Genomic DNA, 17200 nt, shown 5'->3' on the forward strand with positions numbered 1-17200 from the left:
ATGAGAACATTATTATTTGCAGGGTTACTTGTTATGATGGCAAATACAGGTTGTCATCAGGCAAACAAATCCGCTTCAAAAGACACATTGGTAGATACAACATTGACTACCGATTCTATTTTCAACCTAGTAGAAAAGCAAACTTTCGGGTACTTCTGGGATGGGGCAGAGCCGCATAGCGGACTTGCCAGGGAGCGCTATCATGTAGATGGCGACTATCCGGAGCATGATCAGAATGTGGTTACCACCGGTGGTTCAGGATTCGGTATCATGTCTATCCTGGTTGGTATAGAAAGAGGGTATATCACCCGTCAGCAGGGTTTTGAACGCTTAGCCCATATTGCTGACTTCTTGGAAAAGGCGGATCGTTTTCACGGTGCATGGCCTCACTGGATGTATGGTGAGACCGGTAAGGTAAAACCTTTCGGACAGAAAGATAATGGGGGTGATTTGGTGGAAACAGCATTTATGATGCAGGGCATGTTGTGCGTAAGGCAGTATTTTGCCAATGGCAATGAGCAGGAAAAAGCACTGGCTGCAAAGATCAATAAGCTTTGGGAAGGGGTAGAATGGAGCTGGTATCGGAATGGTAAAAACGTATTGTACTGGCATTGGTCTCCAACCTACGAATGGCAGATGAACTTTGCTGTGACAGGGTATAATGAGTGCCTGATTATGTATGTACTGGCAGCATCTTCACCAAGCTATAGTATTCCTGCTGAGGTATATCATGAAGGATGGGCGAAAGATGGTAAGATCCGGGATAGTGTAAATGCATATGGCTATACGCTGAAACTGCATCACAATTATGCACGTGAATTAGGTGGTCCATTGTTCTGGGCGCATTATTCTTATCTGGCCCTGGATCCTCATGGATTGAAAGATAAATACGCGGATTACTGGGAGCACAATGTAAACCAGGTACTGATTGACAGGGCATGGTGTCTTGAAAATCCTAAGCATTTTAAAGGGTATGGTCCTGATAGCTGGGGCCTGACTGCGAGTTATTCTGTAAATGGATATGCGGCGCATGCACCGGGTAAGGAAACAGATCTGGGCGTAATTTCACCTACTGCGGCATTGTCTTCCATGCCTTATACACCTGAGTATTCAAAACAGGCAATGGTGCATTGGTATAAGAATTATAACGGGAAACTGTTTGGTAAGTATGGGTTTTATGATGCATTTAGTGAGACTGATAACTGGTATCCACAGAAGTATCTGGCCATCGATCAGGGGCCGGAAGTTGTGATGATGGAGAATTATAGAAGTGGCTTGTTGTGGAAGCTGTTTATGAGTTGCCCTGAGGTGCAGGGTGGCTTGAAGAAATTAGGCTTCGAGAGTCCATATATAAAGTAATTGAACAAGTGCTGGAAGATTAATTCCCGTTCCCGATGGGCAGTGTGGCAGAATGCACACTGCCCATCGTTTTTTAATTGAATAATCTTTTTCTTATTAACATGCAGGCACCAATTACGCCTGCTTTATCCCCCAATTGAGACAGCCGCAATTTCGTATCGCTATTCACCAGGCTCAAACTGAACTTCTTGATCGCACTCTTCACCGGCAAATACAAATTATCTCCCGTTGTCGCCATACAACCTCCCAGGATAATCAACTCGGGATTAAAAACATTGATCAACACCGCTATTGCTTTCCCTAACTTTTCTCCGATCTCTTCTATCAGTTCCATCGCCAGGGTGTCATCATTTATGGCTGCATCAATGATATCTTCCATTGTGATATCTTCCATTTTTTTCACCTTCGCTGTTACTGAAGATGTAGCACCTGATTTCAATCTTTTGATAAAAAGATCTGCCAGGGCTCTTCCCGAGGTTTCTGTTTCCAGGCAACCCTTTTTGCCACACCTGCAAATGATCTCATTCTGGAAGAAGGGTATATGCCCAAATTCTCCGGCATAACCAGACTTGCCATAATACAGTTCCCCATTGATCATGATGCCCACAGCGATCCCATAATCAATATTTACAAACAGCGCATTTTCTTCCCCCTGCACGGCACCGCTTGTAAACTCTCCATATGCCATTGCACGGGTATCATTCTCCAGGAAAGTCGGGATGCCTATCCGCTTTTCCATGATCTTACTAAGGGGTTCCCTGGAGAAGTTAAAATAACTATGACTCTGCCCTGTTTTACAGTTGATCCTTCCTGTCAGGTTAATACCTACACCCAGGATCTTTCCGGGCTTCATTTTCTGTGCAGTAATAAATGCCTTTATGATCTTGCATAGCTCATCCAGTGATGCCTGGGTATTCTCCAATGCATAAGGGATATTATCCTTAAACCTGATCAGGTTCTTCCTGAAATCAAGTAAACCAATATTCACATGATTATTCTTCACTTCCACACCCACAAAGAATCCGCAGTCCGATGCAAGGCCATATATATTCGGTCTTCGTCCGATAGACGCAGATTCTGTTTTGCCATAATCTTTGACAAGACCTGTTTCTATCAGTTCTGTAATTAGTAAGGTGATCTTAGGGGTACTGGCGTTTAGAATTTTACCTAAATCAGTAATTGTGGCATTACCTTCATTAGTAAAATGTGACAGAATTTCTTTTTTCAGCGAAAGATTCTTATATGCTACACCAGTTATATCCCCATTTTGTATCTCGGCTAAAAGATTGTGCTGGGCCATTATTTGAATTGTGAATCGGTAAAAATATAGAAATTCCTATGGAGGCAAAACCGCGCTATTAATAATTAATCATCTGAATTGAACCTGAGTTTATTTCGTTTTTTCCGCTAGTCGAAGTTAATTAATAAATTTTCTTATTAATTAGGAAATGTTAAAATAATTTTTTTAAATTTGAAAAAAGCATAAAGGAAAAAGAGAATCTAAACCAAAAGTAGTATTTACGTTAACAATGAAAAACTAATTCCTCTTTATACTATAAAAAATAAACAATGATTAATACCTGATCACATCAGGTGCAACTTTAGGGGGTGACCAAAAAAAATCCGGAAATGTTGGAGCATTCCCGGAAAGTATTTGGAATGCCAGCTATGAACCAACTTTGGCGGTAACAGGCAAACAGCCGACAGCTTTAGAGAACAAGTCACGACCGCTTATTTACATAATCCAAACATTACAAAGGTATGAATTTTAAAAATCTTTGTGGACTTCCCTATGCCCGGCGGAAGCGCAATGTAAGAACACCTGCGTTCTTGAAACTGACCGGCATATTCTTCGTGTCAGCACAACTGGGAGCCGCTACAGCGGGCTATTCTGCAATCTACAATCGTGTTCCCGATGCATCCTTTTCTTCGCGTTTTTTTAAGGAGATCACCGGTAAGGTTACTACAGCCAACGGTCAGCCACTACCCGGCGTAAGCATCTCCGTAAAAGGAACCACCCGGGGAGCGGTTACCAACCCACAGGGTGAATTCACCATCAATGCCAATCCAGGCGATGTACTCCTCATCTCCTTCATCGGTTTTTCCACACAGCAAATAACAGTCACTGATAAAACTACTGCGCTGTCCATCAGGATGGAAGAAGGAGCTACCAAGCTGAATGACGTAGTGGTGACAGCATTAGGTATCAAGAAAGAAAACAGGTCTATCGGTTACTCTACCACACAGCTCTCCGGTGCAGCCTTCACGCAATCCAGGGAGGTGAATATCGGTAATGCACTGACCGGTAAAGTAGCGGGTGTGAGTGTAGCTAACAACGCCACTGGTCCAAGCGGTAGTAGCCGTGTAATCATCCGTGGTAACGCTTCTCTCACCGGCAACAACCAGCCATTATATGTAATAGATGGGGTGCCTTTTGATAATGCTGCACAGGGTAGTGCCGGCCAGTGGGGCGGTATGGATCTCGGTGATGGTCTGTCAAACATCAACCCCGATGATATCGCAGATATGCAGGTACTGAAAGGGGCTGCTGCATCTGCACTTTACGGTTACCGTGGTGGTAATGGTGCGATCCTCATCACTACCAAATCCGGTCAGAAAGGAAAAGGTATCGGTGTGGAGATCAACAACAACTTAACTGCCAATACCATCATTGACTACCGTGACCTGCAAACAGTTTACGGTCAGGGTACACAAGGGGTAAAACCTACTTCCGCAGCTACTGCGTATAACACTTACTCCAGCTGGGGTGCCAAAATGGATGGTTCTGATGCGGTGAACTTCCTGGGCAATACCTATAAATACAACGAAAGCGTAGGTAAGGATAACTGGAAGAATTTCTATCGTACTGGTCTGAACAATCAATCTTCTGTTGCCATCAGCGGTAGCACTGACAAGATTAAATACCGTGTCGGCCTTTCCAACCTGCATAATACCTCTATCATTCCTAATTCAGGCATGAACCAACAAGGTATCAACCTGAATACAATTTATAATATCACACCAAAACTTTCCCTCACAGTTACTGCTAACTACATCTTTGAAAGAGTAAAGAACAGAGCACTGTTGTCCGATGCTTCTACCAACATCAATGCAACATTAATGTATCTGCCTACTACCTTCGATGTTAGATGGCTGCAACCACAAAGACAGGCATCTGGCGTTGAATTAACACCTACTTCAGGAACTTACTTCAACAACCCATATTTCCTGGCTTATCAGCATCAGAACAATACTGACAGAAATCGTCTGACCGCTGCTGCCACCTTAAAATATAACTTCACTGACTGGTTATATGCACAGGGTGCTGTTCAGCGTGATGGTTATATCCTCGATTACCGCAAAGTTACACCTACCGGTACAGCCTATGCTAACGGTGGTGAGCTTAGTGAATATGAAAGAAACTACAGAGAGCTCAACCTGAACTACCTCATCGGTTTCAATAAAAAAGTAGGTGATTTCAGTATCAACGCTACATTCGGTGGTAACCAGCAGGATAACGTCAACAAGTCTTATGGTCTGAATGGTACGGCTTCTCCGTTCATCATTCCTTACCTGTATACTGCTAACAACATCGCAAACAGAACATACACCCAGACTTACGCACATTATCGTGTAAACTCACTGTATGGTACTGCCGATTTCGGTTTCCGGAATTTCTTATTCCTGAACTTCACCGGCCGCCAGGACTGGTTCTCTACACTGGATCCAAAGAGCAACAAATACTTCTATCCTTCTGTAAGCACCAGCTTCGTGTTTAGTGAACTGATGCATGCACCTAAATGGTTGTCTTCCGGTAAACTGAGAGCATCTTTTGCACGTGCCTCCAACGGTACTACTCCTTACCAGAACTACCTGACTTATGGTCTGCAAACCTACACCCTCACTGGTGTATCTGTTGGTATGATCACCAACTCAACTGTACCAAATGCTAACCTGAAACCAGTGAAAATTTCTGAAAAAGAAGTTGGTCTGAACATGCAGTTCCTGGATAACAGGGTTGGTTTTGATGTCGCTTATTACTACAAACAAACTGAAGATGATATCGCGTCTGTATCTGCAAGTACAGCTTCCGGTTATTCTGCAGCTATCCTGAACGTTGGTAAAATCAGGAACCAGGGTATTGAAGCATTGATCAGCGGTGCACCTGTAAGAGGTAAAGACTTCTCCTGGGATGCGACATTCAACATTGCACTGAACAGCAGTAAAGTGTTATACCTGGGCCCTGGTGTTAATTCCCTGGCTATTGATGGTGCTGTACCAAGAAATGGTGATGGCGTTACTATCAGCAACGTAGTAGGTTTAGCTTATGGTCAGATCATGGGTTATGCTTATCGCAGAGATAATTCAGGTAACAAAGTATACGCAAAAGATGGTCAGAACCTGCGTTCTTCCACAGTAGTACCTTTGGGATCTGGTGTTTACAAAACAACCGGTGGTTTAAATAACGAATTCCATTACAAAAACCTGTCACTCTCTTTCCTGGTTGACTTCAAATTCGGTGCTAAAGTGTACTCCGGTACTAACCTGTCACTGTATTCCACAGGTCAGCAAAAAAATACCCTGGAAGGTCGTGATGGTGGTTACGTAGGTAAAGGTGTTCAGGCCGATGGTACTGCTAATACAGTGTCTATCGATGCACAAACATACTGGACTAACCTGGCTACTTCCAATATCGTTGCTGAAGAATTTGTATACGATGCAAGCTTCATTAAGCTGAGACAATTATCCTTAGGTTATACTCTCCCTTCTTCTTTACTGGGAGATCATTTCTTTAAAGGTGTAAATGTTTCTATCGTAACAAGAAACCTGGCTACCTTATTAAAGCATACACCTAACATTGATCCTGAATCTGCTTACAACAACACAAATGGTCAGGGTCTGGAATTGAACGGTATGCCTCCAACCAGAAGCTTTGGGTTGAATGTGAACGCAAAATTCTAACAATTAAACAATCTGGAAATGAAGAAGTATATATACAGGAGTACGCTGGGCTTAGTGTTCGCAATGGCAGTGAGCAGCTGTAACAAAAACCTGGAATCAATCAATAACGATCCGAACCATATTACCTCCTCCAGCATGGACTACAACCTGTTGTTCACTGCTGTGCAGGCATATACTGCTGGTACCGACTACGAAGCATGGCGTAACAGTATGATCTATTGTAGTACGATGATACAGCACCTTTCCTCCCTGCAGGGCTATTGGAATGGAGACAAATATACCTACAGCGGAGGTTACAACTCTGCTTACTGGGATAGACAATTCCCTAACGCAGTAACGAATGTTGTAGAAACGCTGAACAACTGGAAAGATAAAACCACCTATGCGAACGCTTATAATATCACCCGTATCATGAAGGTGGTGGTATTCCAGCGTATGACAGATCTATATGGAGATGTTCCTTATTCAGAAGCTGGTAAGGGTTATTCCGGTGGTATCACTTATCCTAAATACGATAAACAGCAGGCTATCTACATGGATATGCTGAATGAGCTGAACGAAGCAGCAAAGGCATTGGACGCAAATGCTACCAATACTTTGAAAAATGCTGATGTGATGTACCAGGGTGATGTGACCAAATGGAAAAAATTCGCTTATTCCCAGATGTTGCGCCTGGCTATGCGTATGACGAAGGTAGATCCGGCAACTGCACAAACATGGGTACAGACTGCCGTTGCAGGTGGCCTGTTTACCAGCAATGATGATAATGCTATCATCAAACATGATGCGGTTACCTCCACCAACTCCAATGGTAATGGTCTGACACTGGCATATAATGATCCTAATGCATCCCGCGTGAGCCAGAGCTTTATTGACAGGATGAAAAATACCAATGACCCGCGCCTGATCTACTATGCTACTGTTTGTACTAATCCGGGTGTCGCTTTCGGTTCTTCCGGATACGACTATGGTGATACAACCTGGGCTAAACAGCTGGGTATGCCAAACGGCTACGATCAGCAGGGTGCTACTACCACTACAGATCTCCATTATGCAGCTAACTATCCTGGTAATAAAACTGATTTCACCTCCTACGCTATCAATAGCTATTCAGTAGTGAACAGATACACATTTGCCCGTTTAGATGCGCCTTCCTTTATCCTTACCTATGCCGAAAACCAGCTGTTGCTGGCTGAAGCAGCACTGAGAGGATGGGTAAGCGGTAATGCAGCTGACTATTATAATGCAGGTGTAACTGCAGCTATGAATCAGCTCACACAAACCGGCGCAGGTGCAGGTGTAAGTGCTGCCCAGATCGCAGCTTACCTGGCAGCTAATCCATTCAATGCAGCGGATGGCTATAACCAGATCAATACCCAGTACTATATTGCTACTTTCATGGATGAATATGAAGCATGGTCTAACTGGAGAAGAAGTGGGTATCCTGTATTGCAACAGGTGGTTTACATTGGAAATGTTACCAATGGCACTATCCCTCGTCGTTTCACTTATCCTACATCAGAAGCTACTATCAATGCAACGAACTACAACGATGCAATAAGCCGCTATACTGATGGTGATAAAATGACGTCCAGGATGTGGTGGGATGCGGCTCAGTAAGCCGTTTTACCACACATCATACAAATTGCGATTAGTAGATAAAAAATACTATACTTATTGGCTATCGTTAATTTGTTAAGCAATTCAATTTCATTTATGACTACTGCACAATTGTTAGATTTTAGGTTAAGGTTGCTCTTATTAAAGAGCAACCTTATTCTTTTCTTTGTACTGATGATGGTCCGTACCTACGCCAGCGATGGAAGGATCAAAATCATTCCGGAGCCTGTAAAGGTGATTGAGCAAAGTGGAGAATTTACGCTGGATAATACGACAGTCTTATCTCTCTCTGATAACAAAGTGAAGGAAACAGCCGACTGGTTCTCTACCAGGCTTAAAGCCAGTACAGGTTACGATCTGAAACGCAGCAATAACGGTACAAAGCGCATCAGCCTGGAACTAAATGTAAAGGCAGATGCTGCGATAGGCGATGAGGGCTATACCCTGAAGGTTACGCCATCTGAGGTAGTGCTGAAAGCCAATACCACTGCCGGGATCTTCTACGGTTTGCAAACTATTCTGCAACTGTTACCGCCAGATATCGAAAGCCAGTCTGTAAAAAATGTAGCATGGACGATGCCCTGTGCCGAGATCATAGACTATCCCCGTTTCGGATGGAGAGGTCTAATGCTCGACGTATCTCGTCACTTTTTTACCAAAGATGAAGTTAAGCAGTTCATTGACGAGATGATCCGCTATAAATACAATACCCTGCATCTGCACCTTGCTGATGATGAAGGATGGCGTATTGAAATCAAAAGCCTGCCAGAACTGACAAAGGTGGGTGCCTGGAGAGTACCACGCACAGGGCGCTGGGGTAAGTTACCAGCAGACCTGGCAAATGAGAAAGCAACCGATGGTGGGTTCTATACACAGGAAGATATGAAGGAACTGCTGAAATATGCAGCTGCCAGGGGTATCACTATTTTACCTGAAATAGACGTACCTGCGCATAGCCTGGCCATGATTGCTTCTTATCCAAATCTCTCCTGCACACAACTGCCTTATAAGGTAAATGCCGGCCGCGAATTTTACACCCGCGAAGACAATGTACTCTGCGTGGGCAACGATAGCATCTTCCTCGTACTCGACAAAGTGTTCACTGAACTCGCTGCATTATTCCCTTCCAAATACATTCACGTAGGCGGAGATGAAGCTTACAAAGGCTTCTGGAAGACATGCCCTAAATGCAAGGCCAGGATGGAACATGAGCACCTGAAAGATGTAGACGAGCTGCAGAGCTATTTTGTAAAGAGAATGGAAACCATGCTCAAAGCAAAAGGTAAAAAAATGATCGGCTGGGATGAAATCCTGGAAGGTGGTCTTGCTCCCGAAGCAACAGTCATGAGCTGGAGAGGTATGAGTGGGGGGATCACCGCTGCCAAAATGAACCATCACGTAGTAATGACGCCATGGGATTTTGTTTACCTGGATCTGTACCAGGGAGAGCAGACAGCAGAACCACCAACCTATGGTATGTGCCGCCTGTCTGATTCCTACAACTACGATCCGGTACCTGATAGCGTGGACGAGAAATACATACTGGGTGGTCAGGGCAACCTCTGGACAGAGTCCGTACCTGTATTCCGCCATGTGGAGTACATGACATGGCCTCGCTCTATTGCACTTTCCGAAGTGTACTGGAGTCCAAAGGCAAAAAGAAACTGGGATGATTTTATTCCAAGACTGGAAGAGAATTTCAAAAGACTGGATGCCGCGGATATCAAGTATGCCCGCAGCGTATACAATGTGATCTTAAGGCCTGTAAGAATTAATCGTTACGATTATGAAATCAACCTGGCTACAGAGATTAAAGGACTGGATTTGTATTATAGCTTCGATAACACTAATCCTGATGCACATTATCCAAAATATACAGGTCAAGCACTCCGGTGGCCTGTTGGTGCCAATATTCTGAAAGTGATCACCTACCGCAACGGTAAGCCCGTAGGCGCACAGGTGGACATCACCAAAGAAGACCTGGCTAAACGACTGGATGAGAAACGGCACGTATATTAATTGAATAAAAAGATAAGGTTGTATCAAGAGTAAAATTTACCGGGCACCTGATGGAGAGCGCTTTATTTATGCAATTCTCAATGTCTTCAATTTTACTTTTGATGCAACCTTTTTTATTCCAGGGATAGCCATCCTCCCCTTAATCAGATGACATGGGGACGTACACCATATTGATTGCTGTCTTCTCTTTTAGTTTCCCTATATTACTTACTCAACTGGGGCCTGCCCCTACATTCCTGCTCTATGCAGGCATGATATGGTTTGTAAGCAGGTATATTTTCGAAACAAAAGGAGTACCACTGGAAAAAGTCGACGAATTGTACCATACCATATAAAAAATGGAAATGAATTACACGAATGAAGACATCAACCGACTAAAAGACTTTTATTTTCAACAATTAACCCGGGATACCCTTCCCTTTTGGTTCCCCCGCTCTTTTGATAAGGAGTATGGCGGGTTTTTACTGATGCGTGACTACGATGGTTCATTGCTGGACGATGACAAGGCTGTCTGGATCCAGGGGCGGGCTACCTGGTTACTCGCTACCTTATATAATACGGTGGAGCAGAAAGCAGAGTGGCTGGAAGGTGCCAAACTGGGATACGATTTCCTGAAAGAGCACTGTTTCGATACCGACGGCAGGATGTTCTTCCACGTATCCAGGGATGGACGACCGCTTCGCAAACGCAGGTATTTCTTCTCAGAAACTTTTGCGGCGATTGCTTTTGCGGCCTATGCAAAGGCGACAGGTAGCGGGCAGGTTGCTGCAGAAGCAAGGGAGATCTTTGGGAATTGTATCCGTTATGCCAGTACCCCGGGCCTGTTACCGCCTAAATTTACCCCTCTCCGGGCCATGAAAGCGGCTGGCGTACCTATTGTAATGATCAATACCGCCCAGGTGATCAGGGAAACGATCGGGGATCCCCGCTGTGATGAATGGATAGACAAATGGATCGATGAGCTGGAAAGGGATTTTGTAAAGCACGATCTCCGCTGTGTAATGGAGCAGGTAACTCAGCAGGGAGAGATTTCAGACCATTTTGAGGGCCGGCAGCTGAATCCGGGGCACGCCATAGAAGGGGCCTGGTTTATCCTCCACGAGGCAATATATAGGAACCATGATGACCGCCTCTTAAAGTTAGGATTGTCCATGATAGACTATATGTGGGAGCGGGGATGGGATACAGAACATGGAGGATTGTACAATTTCCGTGATGTATACAATAAGCCGGTACAGGAGTACTCGCACGATATGAAATTCTGGTGGCCGCACAATGAAGCGATTATCGCTACGCTACTGGCCTGGACCTTAACAAAAGACGAAAAGTACGCCGCTATGCACAGGCAGGTACATGACTACGCCTACAGCCATTTCCATGACAAGGAACATGGAGAATGGTTCGGCTACCTGCACAAAGACGGCAGCAAATCCGTATCCCTGAAGGGAAACCTCTTCAAAGGGCCTTTTCACATTCCCAGACAGGAATGGTATTGTTACCAATTACTCAGAACATTGTTCTGAGTAATTGTATAATTTTCCATCCCCACACCAATTATTCCATCCCCTGGAATGTCAATAATTCCATGCAATAGTACTATTCTACATTTTTTATTATCATGTACCCCTCTAACTTAGCCTTACTGATACAATAGCTCATTTTCTGATTGTAATAAAGCGCCGGGGGATTAATTCCAGATTATCAAAATTCCAATATCGACCAAAATGTAGCCTTCCACCAAATGCCCTGAAACAATATCGTTCGTTATGAAAATACTTTTCCGAAGATCCCTGGTCTTTGGTATAGGGTTCCTTTTGCTTGCTATTACGGCCTGCAGAAAGAAGGAATTCGATGCCTACTATGGCCGTCCTGACTGGTTAGCACAACCAATATACCAGCAACTCGAAGCCCGCAAAAATTTCACCCATCTCCTGGCTACTATCGACAAAGCAGGATATAAAGACATTCTCGGCAAAGCCGGTTACTGGACCTTCTTTGCGCCCGATGATGCTGCTTTTGAAAACTACTTTAAGGCCAATGGCCTCAGTGGCGACGATGCCATCGACACTGCCCATGCCAGGAGGATCGTTACTTACGAACTGGTATATAATGCATATAGAAAAGAACAGCTCGTAGACCATCAGACCAGCTCCGGCCCGGATACCAACCAGGCTTTCAAACGTAAAACCGCTTATTATGACTGGGTGTATGCAGAAAATGGCCGCTTACTCATCGCTGCCAACAGGAATGGTGCCTATGCCGCCAATGATAATAATAACAAGAACATCCCTTACTTTATAAATGATTTCCTTGCGCAGAATGGCCTTAGTGCATCGGATTATTCCTACTTCTATCCCGGCACTACTTTCAGTGGTTTCAATGTGGCTGATGCAAAAGTACTGGAAGCAGATATCCCCGCAGAAAACGGCATTATTCACACCATTGATAAGGTGATCACCCCCCTGGACAACCTGGAAAGATACCTCGCCTCCAACCCAAATTACAGCGAGTTTCGCAGCCTGCTGGAAAAACTGGTGACCTACCAGTCCAACGCTGATATCACTCATCGCAACATGGTGCTGACCGGTAATGCCGATTCCGTATTTGTAAAAGTGTACAGCGGAGCGCTGGCCTTCTCTCCTAACAATGAGAACTACCTGCTGTCCGGCACCGATGCCCAAAAGTCCGGATGGACGATTTGTGTACCCACCAATGATGTGCTGATCCCTTACGAAAAAAAGATCCTTGAACACTACCATACATTCGAAGCCGCACCGCCCTCAGTACTTATTAGTCTCCTGAATGCGCATATGTGGCAAACAGCGATGTGGCCCAATAAGATAAGCCATACTACAAACAGTCAGCAGGAAGTACCCACTTTTACGCAGGGAAATATTGTGGACAGGAAGGTATTAAGTAACGGGTTCTTTTATGGTATCAATACCGTGCAGGACGCCAATGTATTCAGAACCATCTATGCCAGGGCATTCCTGGATCCCGATTATTCACTCATGACCCGTGCGCTGGATGCCGATCTGAAATACTCCATCATAAACCCCAGTATAAATTATACGATGTTCATGATGCCTGATAAGCTGCTGCGTGCTGCGGGTTATGATTGGAGCTCCGAACGAAATGACTGGTCTTACCTTGCTCCCGGTAGTAGTATTCAGTATGGTTCAGGTGCTATGGATAGGGTATACCGCATGCTTCAAACATCTATTCTCACTACCAATAAAGGCGAAATGGATGACCTCTCCGGTGAAGGAATTATAGAAGCCTGGAACGGAGAATACATCAAGTACAAAAACTACACAGTCTGGGCCAGCGGCAATGCCGATGCAGGCACTGTATTGCATGTAAACCGGGTCGATCATGCTGCCAATGGCCAGGCATTTTATGCAGATGGCCTGCTCACATTCACCGAAAATACAATCGGGTACCACCTGGAAAAACTCGCCACCAATGATCCCGATGGCTTTAGCAGTTTCTTCCAGTATCTTAAAAATTCCACGCTATGGACGGCCGCCACAAAGGATATCGTAGGCACAGTGCCCGGCACTTTTTATACGATTTTTGTACCGGTGAACAGTGCTATCACACAGGCAGTAAAGGACGGTGTATTGCCCGGAAACCCTATTACCGGCATTCCCAATTTTACACCAACTACAGATGCCGATAAAGATAAGGTGGTGAATTTTATCAACTTCCACATCCTGAACCGCAACACAGTGGTGCCGGATGCGAAGAAAGAAGGAGCCTTTGAAACCTTGATGAAAACAAGTGATGGGGATCTCTCTTTTATATTTATCAGCAGCCCGGTACCAAATGCAATGGAGCTCAGGGATTCATATAATGATGTTGCTTACCTGGATTATACCCGCAGCAATAATCTCTCTGCCCGTACCGTGATCCACGCCATTACCCACTACCTAAGAGGAAAATAAAAACTGTTATGAACAAACTGTTGTTTATCACCTGTCTTTTATACAGCGCTACACTGTTTGCCCGCCAGGAACAGTTACCACAAAAGAAGACGATACGTGGCAGGGTAACAGATGCCACTACCCACATGCCTGTGATCGGCGCATCAGTTGCAGAACTGGACAAAGATAAGCGTACTGTAACCGGTGTAGCTACTGATATAGATGGCAATTTCGCTATTCGCGTAGCCGATCTGCAACACCAGGTCTCCGTATCTTTTATCAGCTATAAAACCGTTGTACAGGGTATCAATAACCGTACGACCATCAACATCCAGTTGCAACCCAATACCCATGATCTGAATGAATTTAATGTAGTCGCAAAGCAAACCGTGAACAATGGTACGGGTCTGAATATCGACGCGCGCAATTCTACCCTGGCTACCGCCACTATCCAGGCAAAGGAATTGGAAGAACTCTCCGCTGCCTCTATCGATCAGGCATTGCAGGGAAGACTGCCCGGTGTGGATATCGGCACTACTTCCGGCGACCCCGGTGCTGGGATGTCTATCCGCATTCGCGGTACAGCTTCTATCAATGGTTCTGCTAACCCGCTCATCGTACTGGACGGTATGCCTTATGATACAGAAGTGCCGTCTGATTTCAACTTCGGTAGTGCAGATGAACAGGGCTATGCACAATTGCTCAATATTGCCCCATCGGATATAAAAGAAATCACAGTACTCAAAGATGCTGCTGCCACAGCGGTCTGGGGCTCCCGTGCTGCAAATGGAGTGTTGATCATTACCACCAAAAGAGGGATGGTAGGGAAGCCAGCTATCACCTATAACTTCAAAGGCACCTTTGGTAAGCAACCGCGTAATATTCCGCTCCTGAATGGTGATCAGTATGCTACCCTCATTCCGGAGGAGATTGCCAATACCAATGGACTACCGCTGAACATAAATGTGAATAAAGAATTCCTCTACGATCCGTCTGATCCATACTGGTATTATAACTACAGCAATAATACAGATTGGATTAAGGCCATCACGCAGGTGGGTTATTCACAGGATCACAATATCTCTATGACCGGTGGTGGTGATAAAGCCCGCTACTATGCTTCTATTGGCTATTTCGATCAGCAGGGAACTACCAAAGGTACTTCCCTGACAAGGATTAGCTCCAAGATCAACCTGGATTACATGGTATCTAACCGCATTCGTTTCCGTTCAGATATTACCTACACACATGTGGATAACCACCTGAATTATGTTCCTGACAAGGACTACCAGGTTCGTGGTATTGCTTATACAAGAATGCCCAATATGGCTATTCATGAATATGATGAATATGGCAATGTAACACCTAATTACCTGTCACCGGCTTCCAATATACAGGGCTACTATTATACCACCTACAACCCCGTATCCATGGTAATGGAAAGCCTCTACAGGCAGCAGGGAGAACGTATCACGCCCAAGTTCAACGTGCAGTATGATATCGTTCCGGCTGTACTCACTTCTACTTTCGATGTGCAGTTTGATATCAACAATACCAAAGCGCAAACCTTTCTGCCCGGGGTGGCCACTGGCCGCCCTGTTACCGAGACTGTAGTGAACAGGGCAGGAGATAGTGATGGAGACATCTTCGATGTATATACAAAGACAAACCTCATTTATACACCAAAGAGCAATACCCGGAAACACCAGTTGCAGGCCCTGTTATCCCTGCAAACGGAAGACCGGAGTTATGTCACACACAATGTACTTACATCCAATACCGCATCCTCCAATTTCCAGGATCCATCCAATCCCGGTCGTACAGCCAATTCCGACCTTACACTGGAATCCACTTCCGGCAGAACCCGGAGCGTTGGTTTGCTCTTACAGGGGCAATACGGATTGCTGGACAGGTACATTATCAATGCCGGTTTAAGAGGTGATGGTAATTCCCGTTTCGGTCCTGATTACCGTTATGGTTTATTCCCTTCCTTATCCGTTCGCTGGCGCACTTCCGGGGAGAAATTTATGCGTAAATATAAGTTCATAGACGACCTCAGTTTCAGGGCTTCCTATGGACAGAGTGGAGCCGCACCTCCTGACAAAGCCGTATGGAATTACTTCAATACTTACCAGCCTTATTCCTATACCTATTTAGGCATGTCAGGCGTATATCCATCCAACATGGAGCTGACCAGCCTGAAGTGGCAAACAGTGGAAGGCACAAACCTGGGCTTTAACCTGTGGGTACTAAAAAACAGGATACGTATCGATGTAGAAGCCTATCGCAACCGTACCAGAGATATGTTCTACGAAAACCTGCAGATCCCTGCTTACTCAGGCTTTTCTGAAGTAGCAATGAATGTGGGTACCATGGATAACCAGGGATGGGAAGTGTTGTTAAACACCATTCCTTACCGCAGTAAGAACTGGACCATTGGTTTCGATCTGAACATTGCCCGCAATGTGAATATCGTGCGGAAAATATCTGAATTCTTCCCAAGAGAAAACAATGTAGCCATCAACCAGAATGGTGTGTATAAAACATACCTGCAAATAGGCAATCCCTTTGGTTCTTACTATGGCTTCCGCTACAAAGGTGTGTACAAAGACAGGGACGCCACTATTGTAAGAGATGCCAATGGCAAAAAGATAGATGGCGCCAATGGGCAGACACTTTATATGCGCTTCAATTACCCCGGTACTGATTACGTATTCCAACCCGGTGATGCGATGTATGAAGACGTCAATCACGATGGGAATATCGACAATAAAGATATTGTATATCTCGGCAATGGGATCCCTAAGGTAACCGGTGGCTTTGGTCCGAATATCACCTTCAAAGGCAACCTGAAACTTACCACCTATTTCGTATACAGGCTAGGCTACCAACTGGTGAACAAAGCCGATATGTCCACCAGCAACATGTACGGTTATGATAACCAAAGTACCGTCGTACTCAAACGCTGGCGCAATCCCGGCGATGAGACGGACATACCACGAGCCCTTTACCGATCAGGTTACAACTGGCTGGGCTCCGACAGGTACGTGCAGGATGCCTCTTTTATCAGGCTGCAATCACTCACGCTTCGTTACAATTTTACCAAACGCATTCTAGACAAACTGAATATTCGCAATGCCAGTTGCTACATCACGGTAGAAAACTTAGCGACCTGGACGAAGTACAAAGGACAGAACCCGGACGTATCCACGAAAGGAAATAACGATCCATTCTCTTACCCGGTGGATAATGCACTTACCCCACCCGCTAAAAATTTCCTGATGGGTATCAGTGCAAGTTTTTAAAAGTATAAC

General features: G+C 44.9%; 9 protein-coding genes. 8 read left to right on the forward strand and 1 reads right to left on the reverse strand.

Annotation, left to right across the window (positions count from 1 at the left end):
* Entirely contained in the window at window positions 1-1359 is a 1359-nt protein-coding gene (locus U0033_RS26225) for a glucoamylase family protein (RefSeq protein ID WP_072360790.1), read from the forward strand.
* A gap of 73 nt (window positions 1360-1432) precedes the next feature.
* Here the strand turns inward: U0033_RS26225 and U0033_RS26230 are convergent, their stop codons facing one another.
* On the reverse strand, window positions 1433-2659 hold the full coding sequence (locus U0033_RS26230) for an ROK family protein (RefSeq protein ID WP_072360792.1): 1227 nt from the start codon (window positions 2657-2659) through the stop codon (window positions 1433-1435).
* Window positions 2660-3120: 461 nt separating this feature from the next.
* Here U0033_RS26230 and U0033_RS26235 point away from each other — a divergent pair, with 461 nt between their 5' ends.
* The 7 genes from U0033_RS26235 to U0033_RS26265 all read left to right on the forward strand — a co-directional run bounded on the left by U0033_RS26235 (window position 3121) and on the right by U0033_RS26265 (window position 17191).
* Entirely contained in the window at window positions 3121-6321 is a 3201-nt protein-coding gene (locus tag U0033_RS26235) for a SusC/RagA family TonB-linked outer membrane protein (protein WP_072360794.1), read from the forward strand.
* 18 nt (window positions 6322-6339) lie between these two features.
* Window positions 6340-7941: a SusD/RagB family nutrient-binding outer membrane lipoprotein gene (locus tag U0033_RS26240; protein WP_072360796.1), complete on the forward strand. Its 1602-nt coding sequence runs from the start codon at window positions 6340-6342 to the stop codon at window positions 7939-7941.
* Between the two features lie 96 nt (window positions 7942-8037).
* Window positions 8038-9960, forward strand: coding sequence for a beta-N-acetylhexosaminidase (locus U0033_RS26245; RefSeq protein WP_072360798.1), 1923 nt, complete (start codon window positions 8038-8040; stop codon window positions 9958-9960).
* 152 nt (window positions 9961-10112) lie between these two features.
* Window positions 10113-10295, forward strand: coding sequence for a sugar porter family MFS transporter (locus U0033_RS26250; RefSeq protein ID WP_143150720.1), 183 nt, complete (start codon window positions 10113-10115; stop codon window positions 10293-10295).
* 9 nt (window positions 10296-10304) lie between these two features.
* Window positions 10305-11483 (forward strand): AGE family epimerase/isomerase, encoded by a 1179-nt coding sequence (locus U0033_RS26255; RefSeq protein WP_072360912.1) that lies wholly within the window; start codon window positions 10305-10307, stop codon window positions 11481-11483.
* 243 nt (window positions 11484-11726) lie between these two features.
* Window positions 11727-13907, forward strand: a complete 2181-nt coding sequence (locus U0033_RS26260) for a fasciclin domain-containing protein (RefSeq protein WP_072360800.1) — start codon at window positions 11727-11729, stop codon at window positions 13905-13907.
* Between the two features lie 8 nt (window positions 13908-13915).
* Window positions 13916-17191 carry a SusC/RagA family TonB-linked outer membrane protein gene (locus tag U0033_RS26265; RefSeq protein ID WP_072360802.1) on the forward strand — a complete coding sequence of 1092 codons (3276 nt, stop codon included), beginning with the start codon at window positions 13916-13918 and terminating at the stop codon, window positions 17189-17191.
* Window positions 17192-17200: the final 9 nt, after the last annotated feature.

Source organism: Chitinophaga sancti (assembly GCF_034424315.1).
GTDB lineage: Bacteria > Bacteroidota > Bacteroidia > Chitinophagales > Chitinophagaceae > Chitinophaga > Chitinophaga sancti.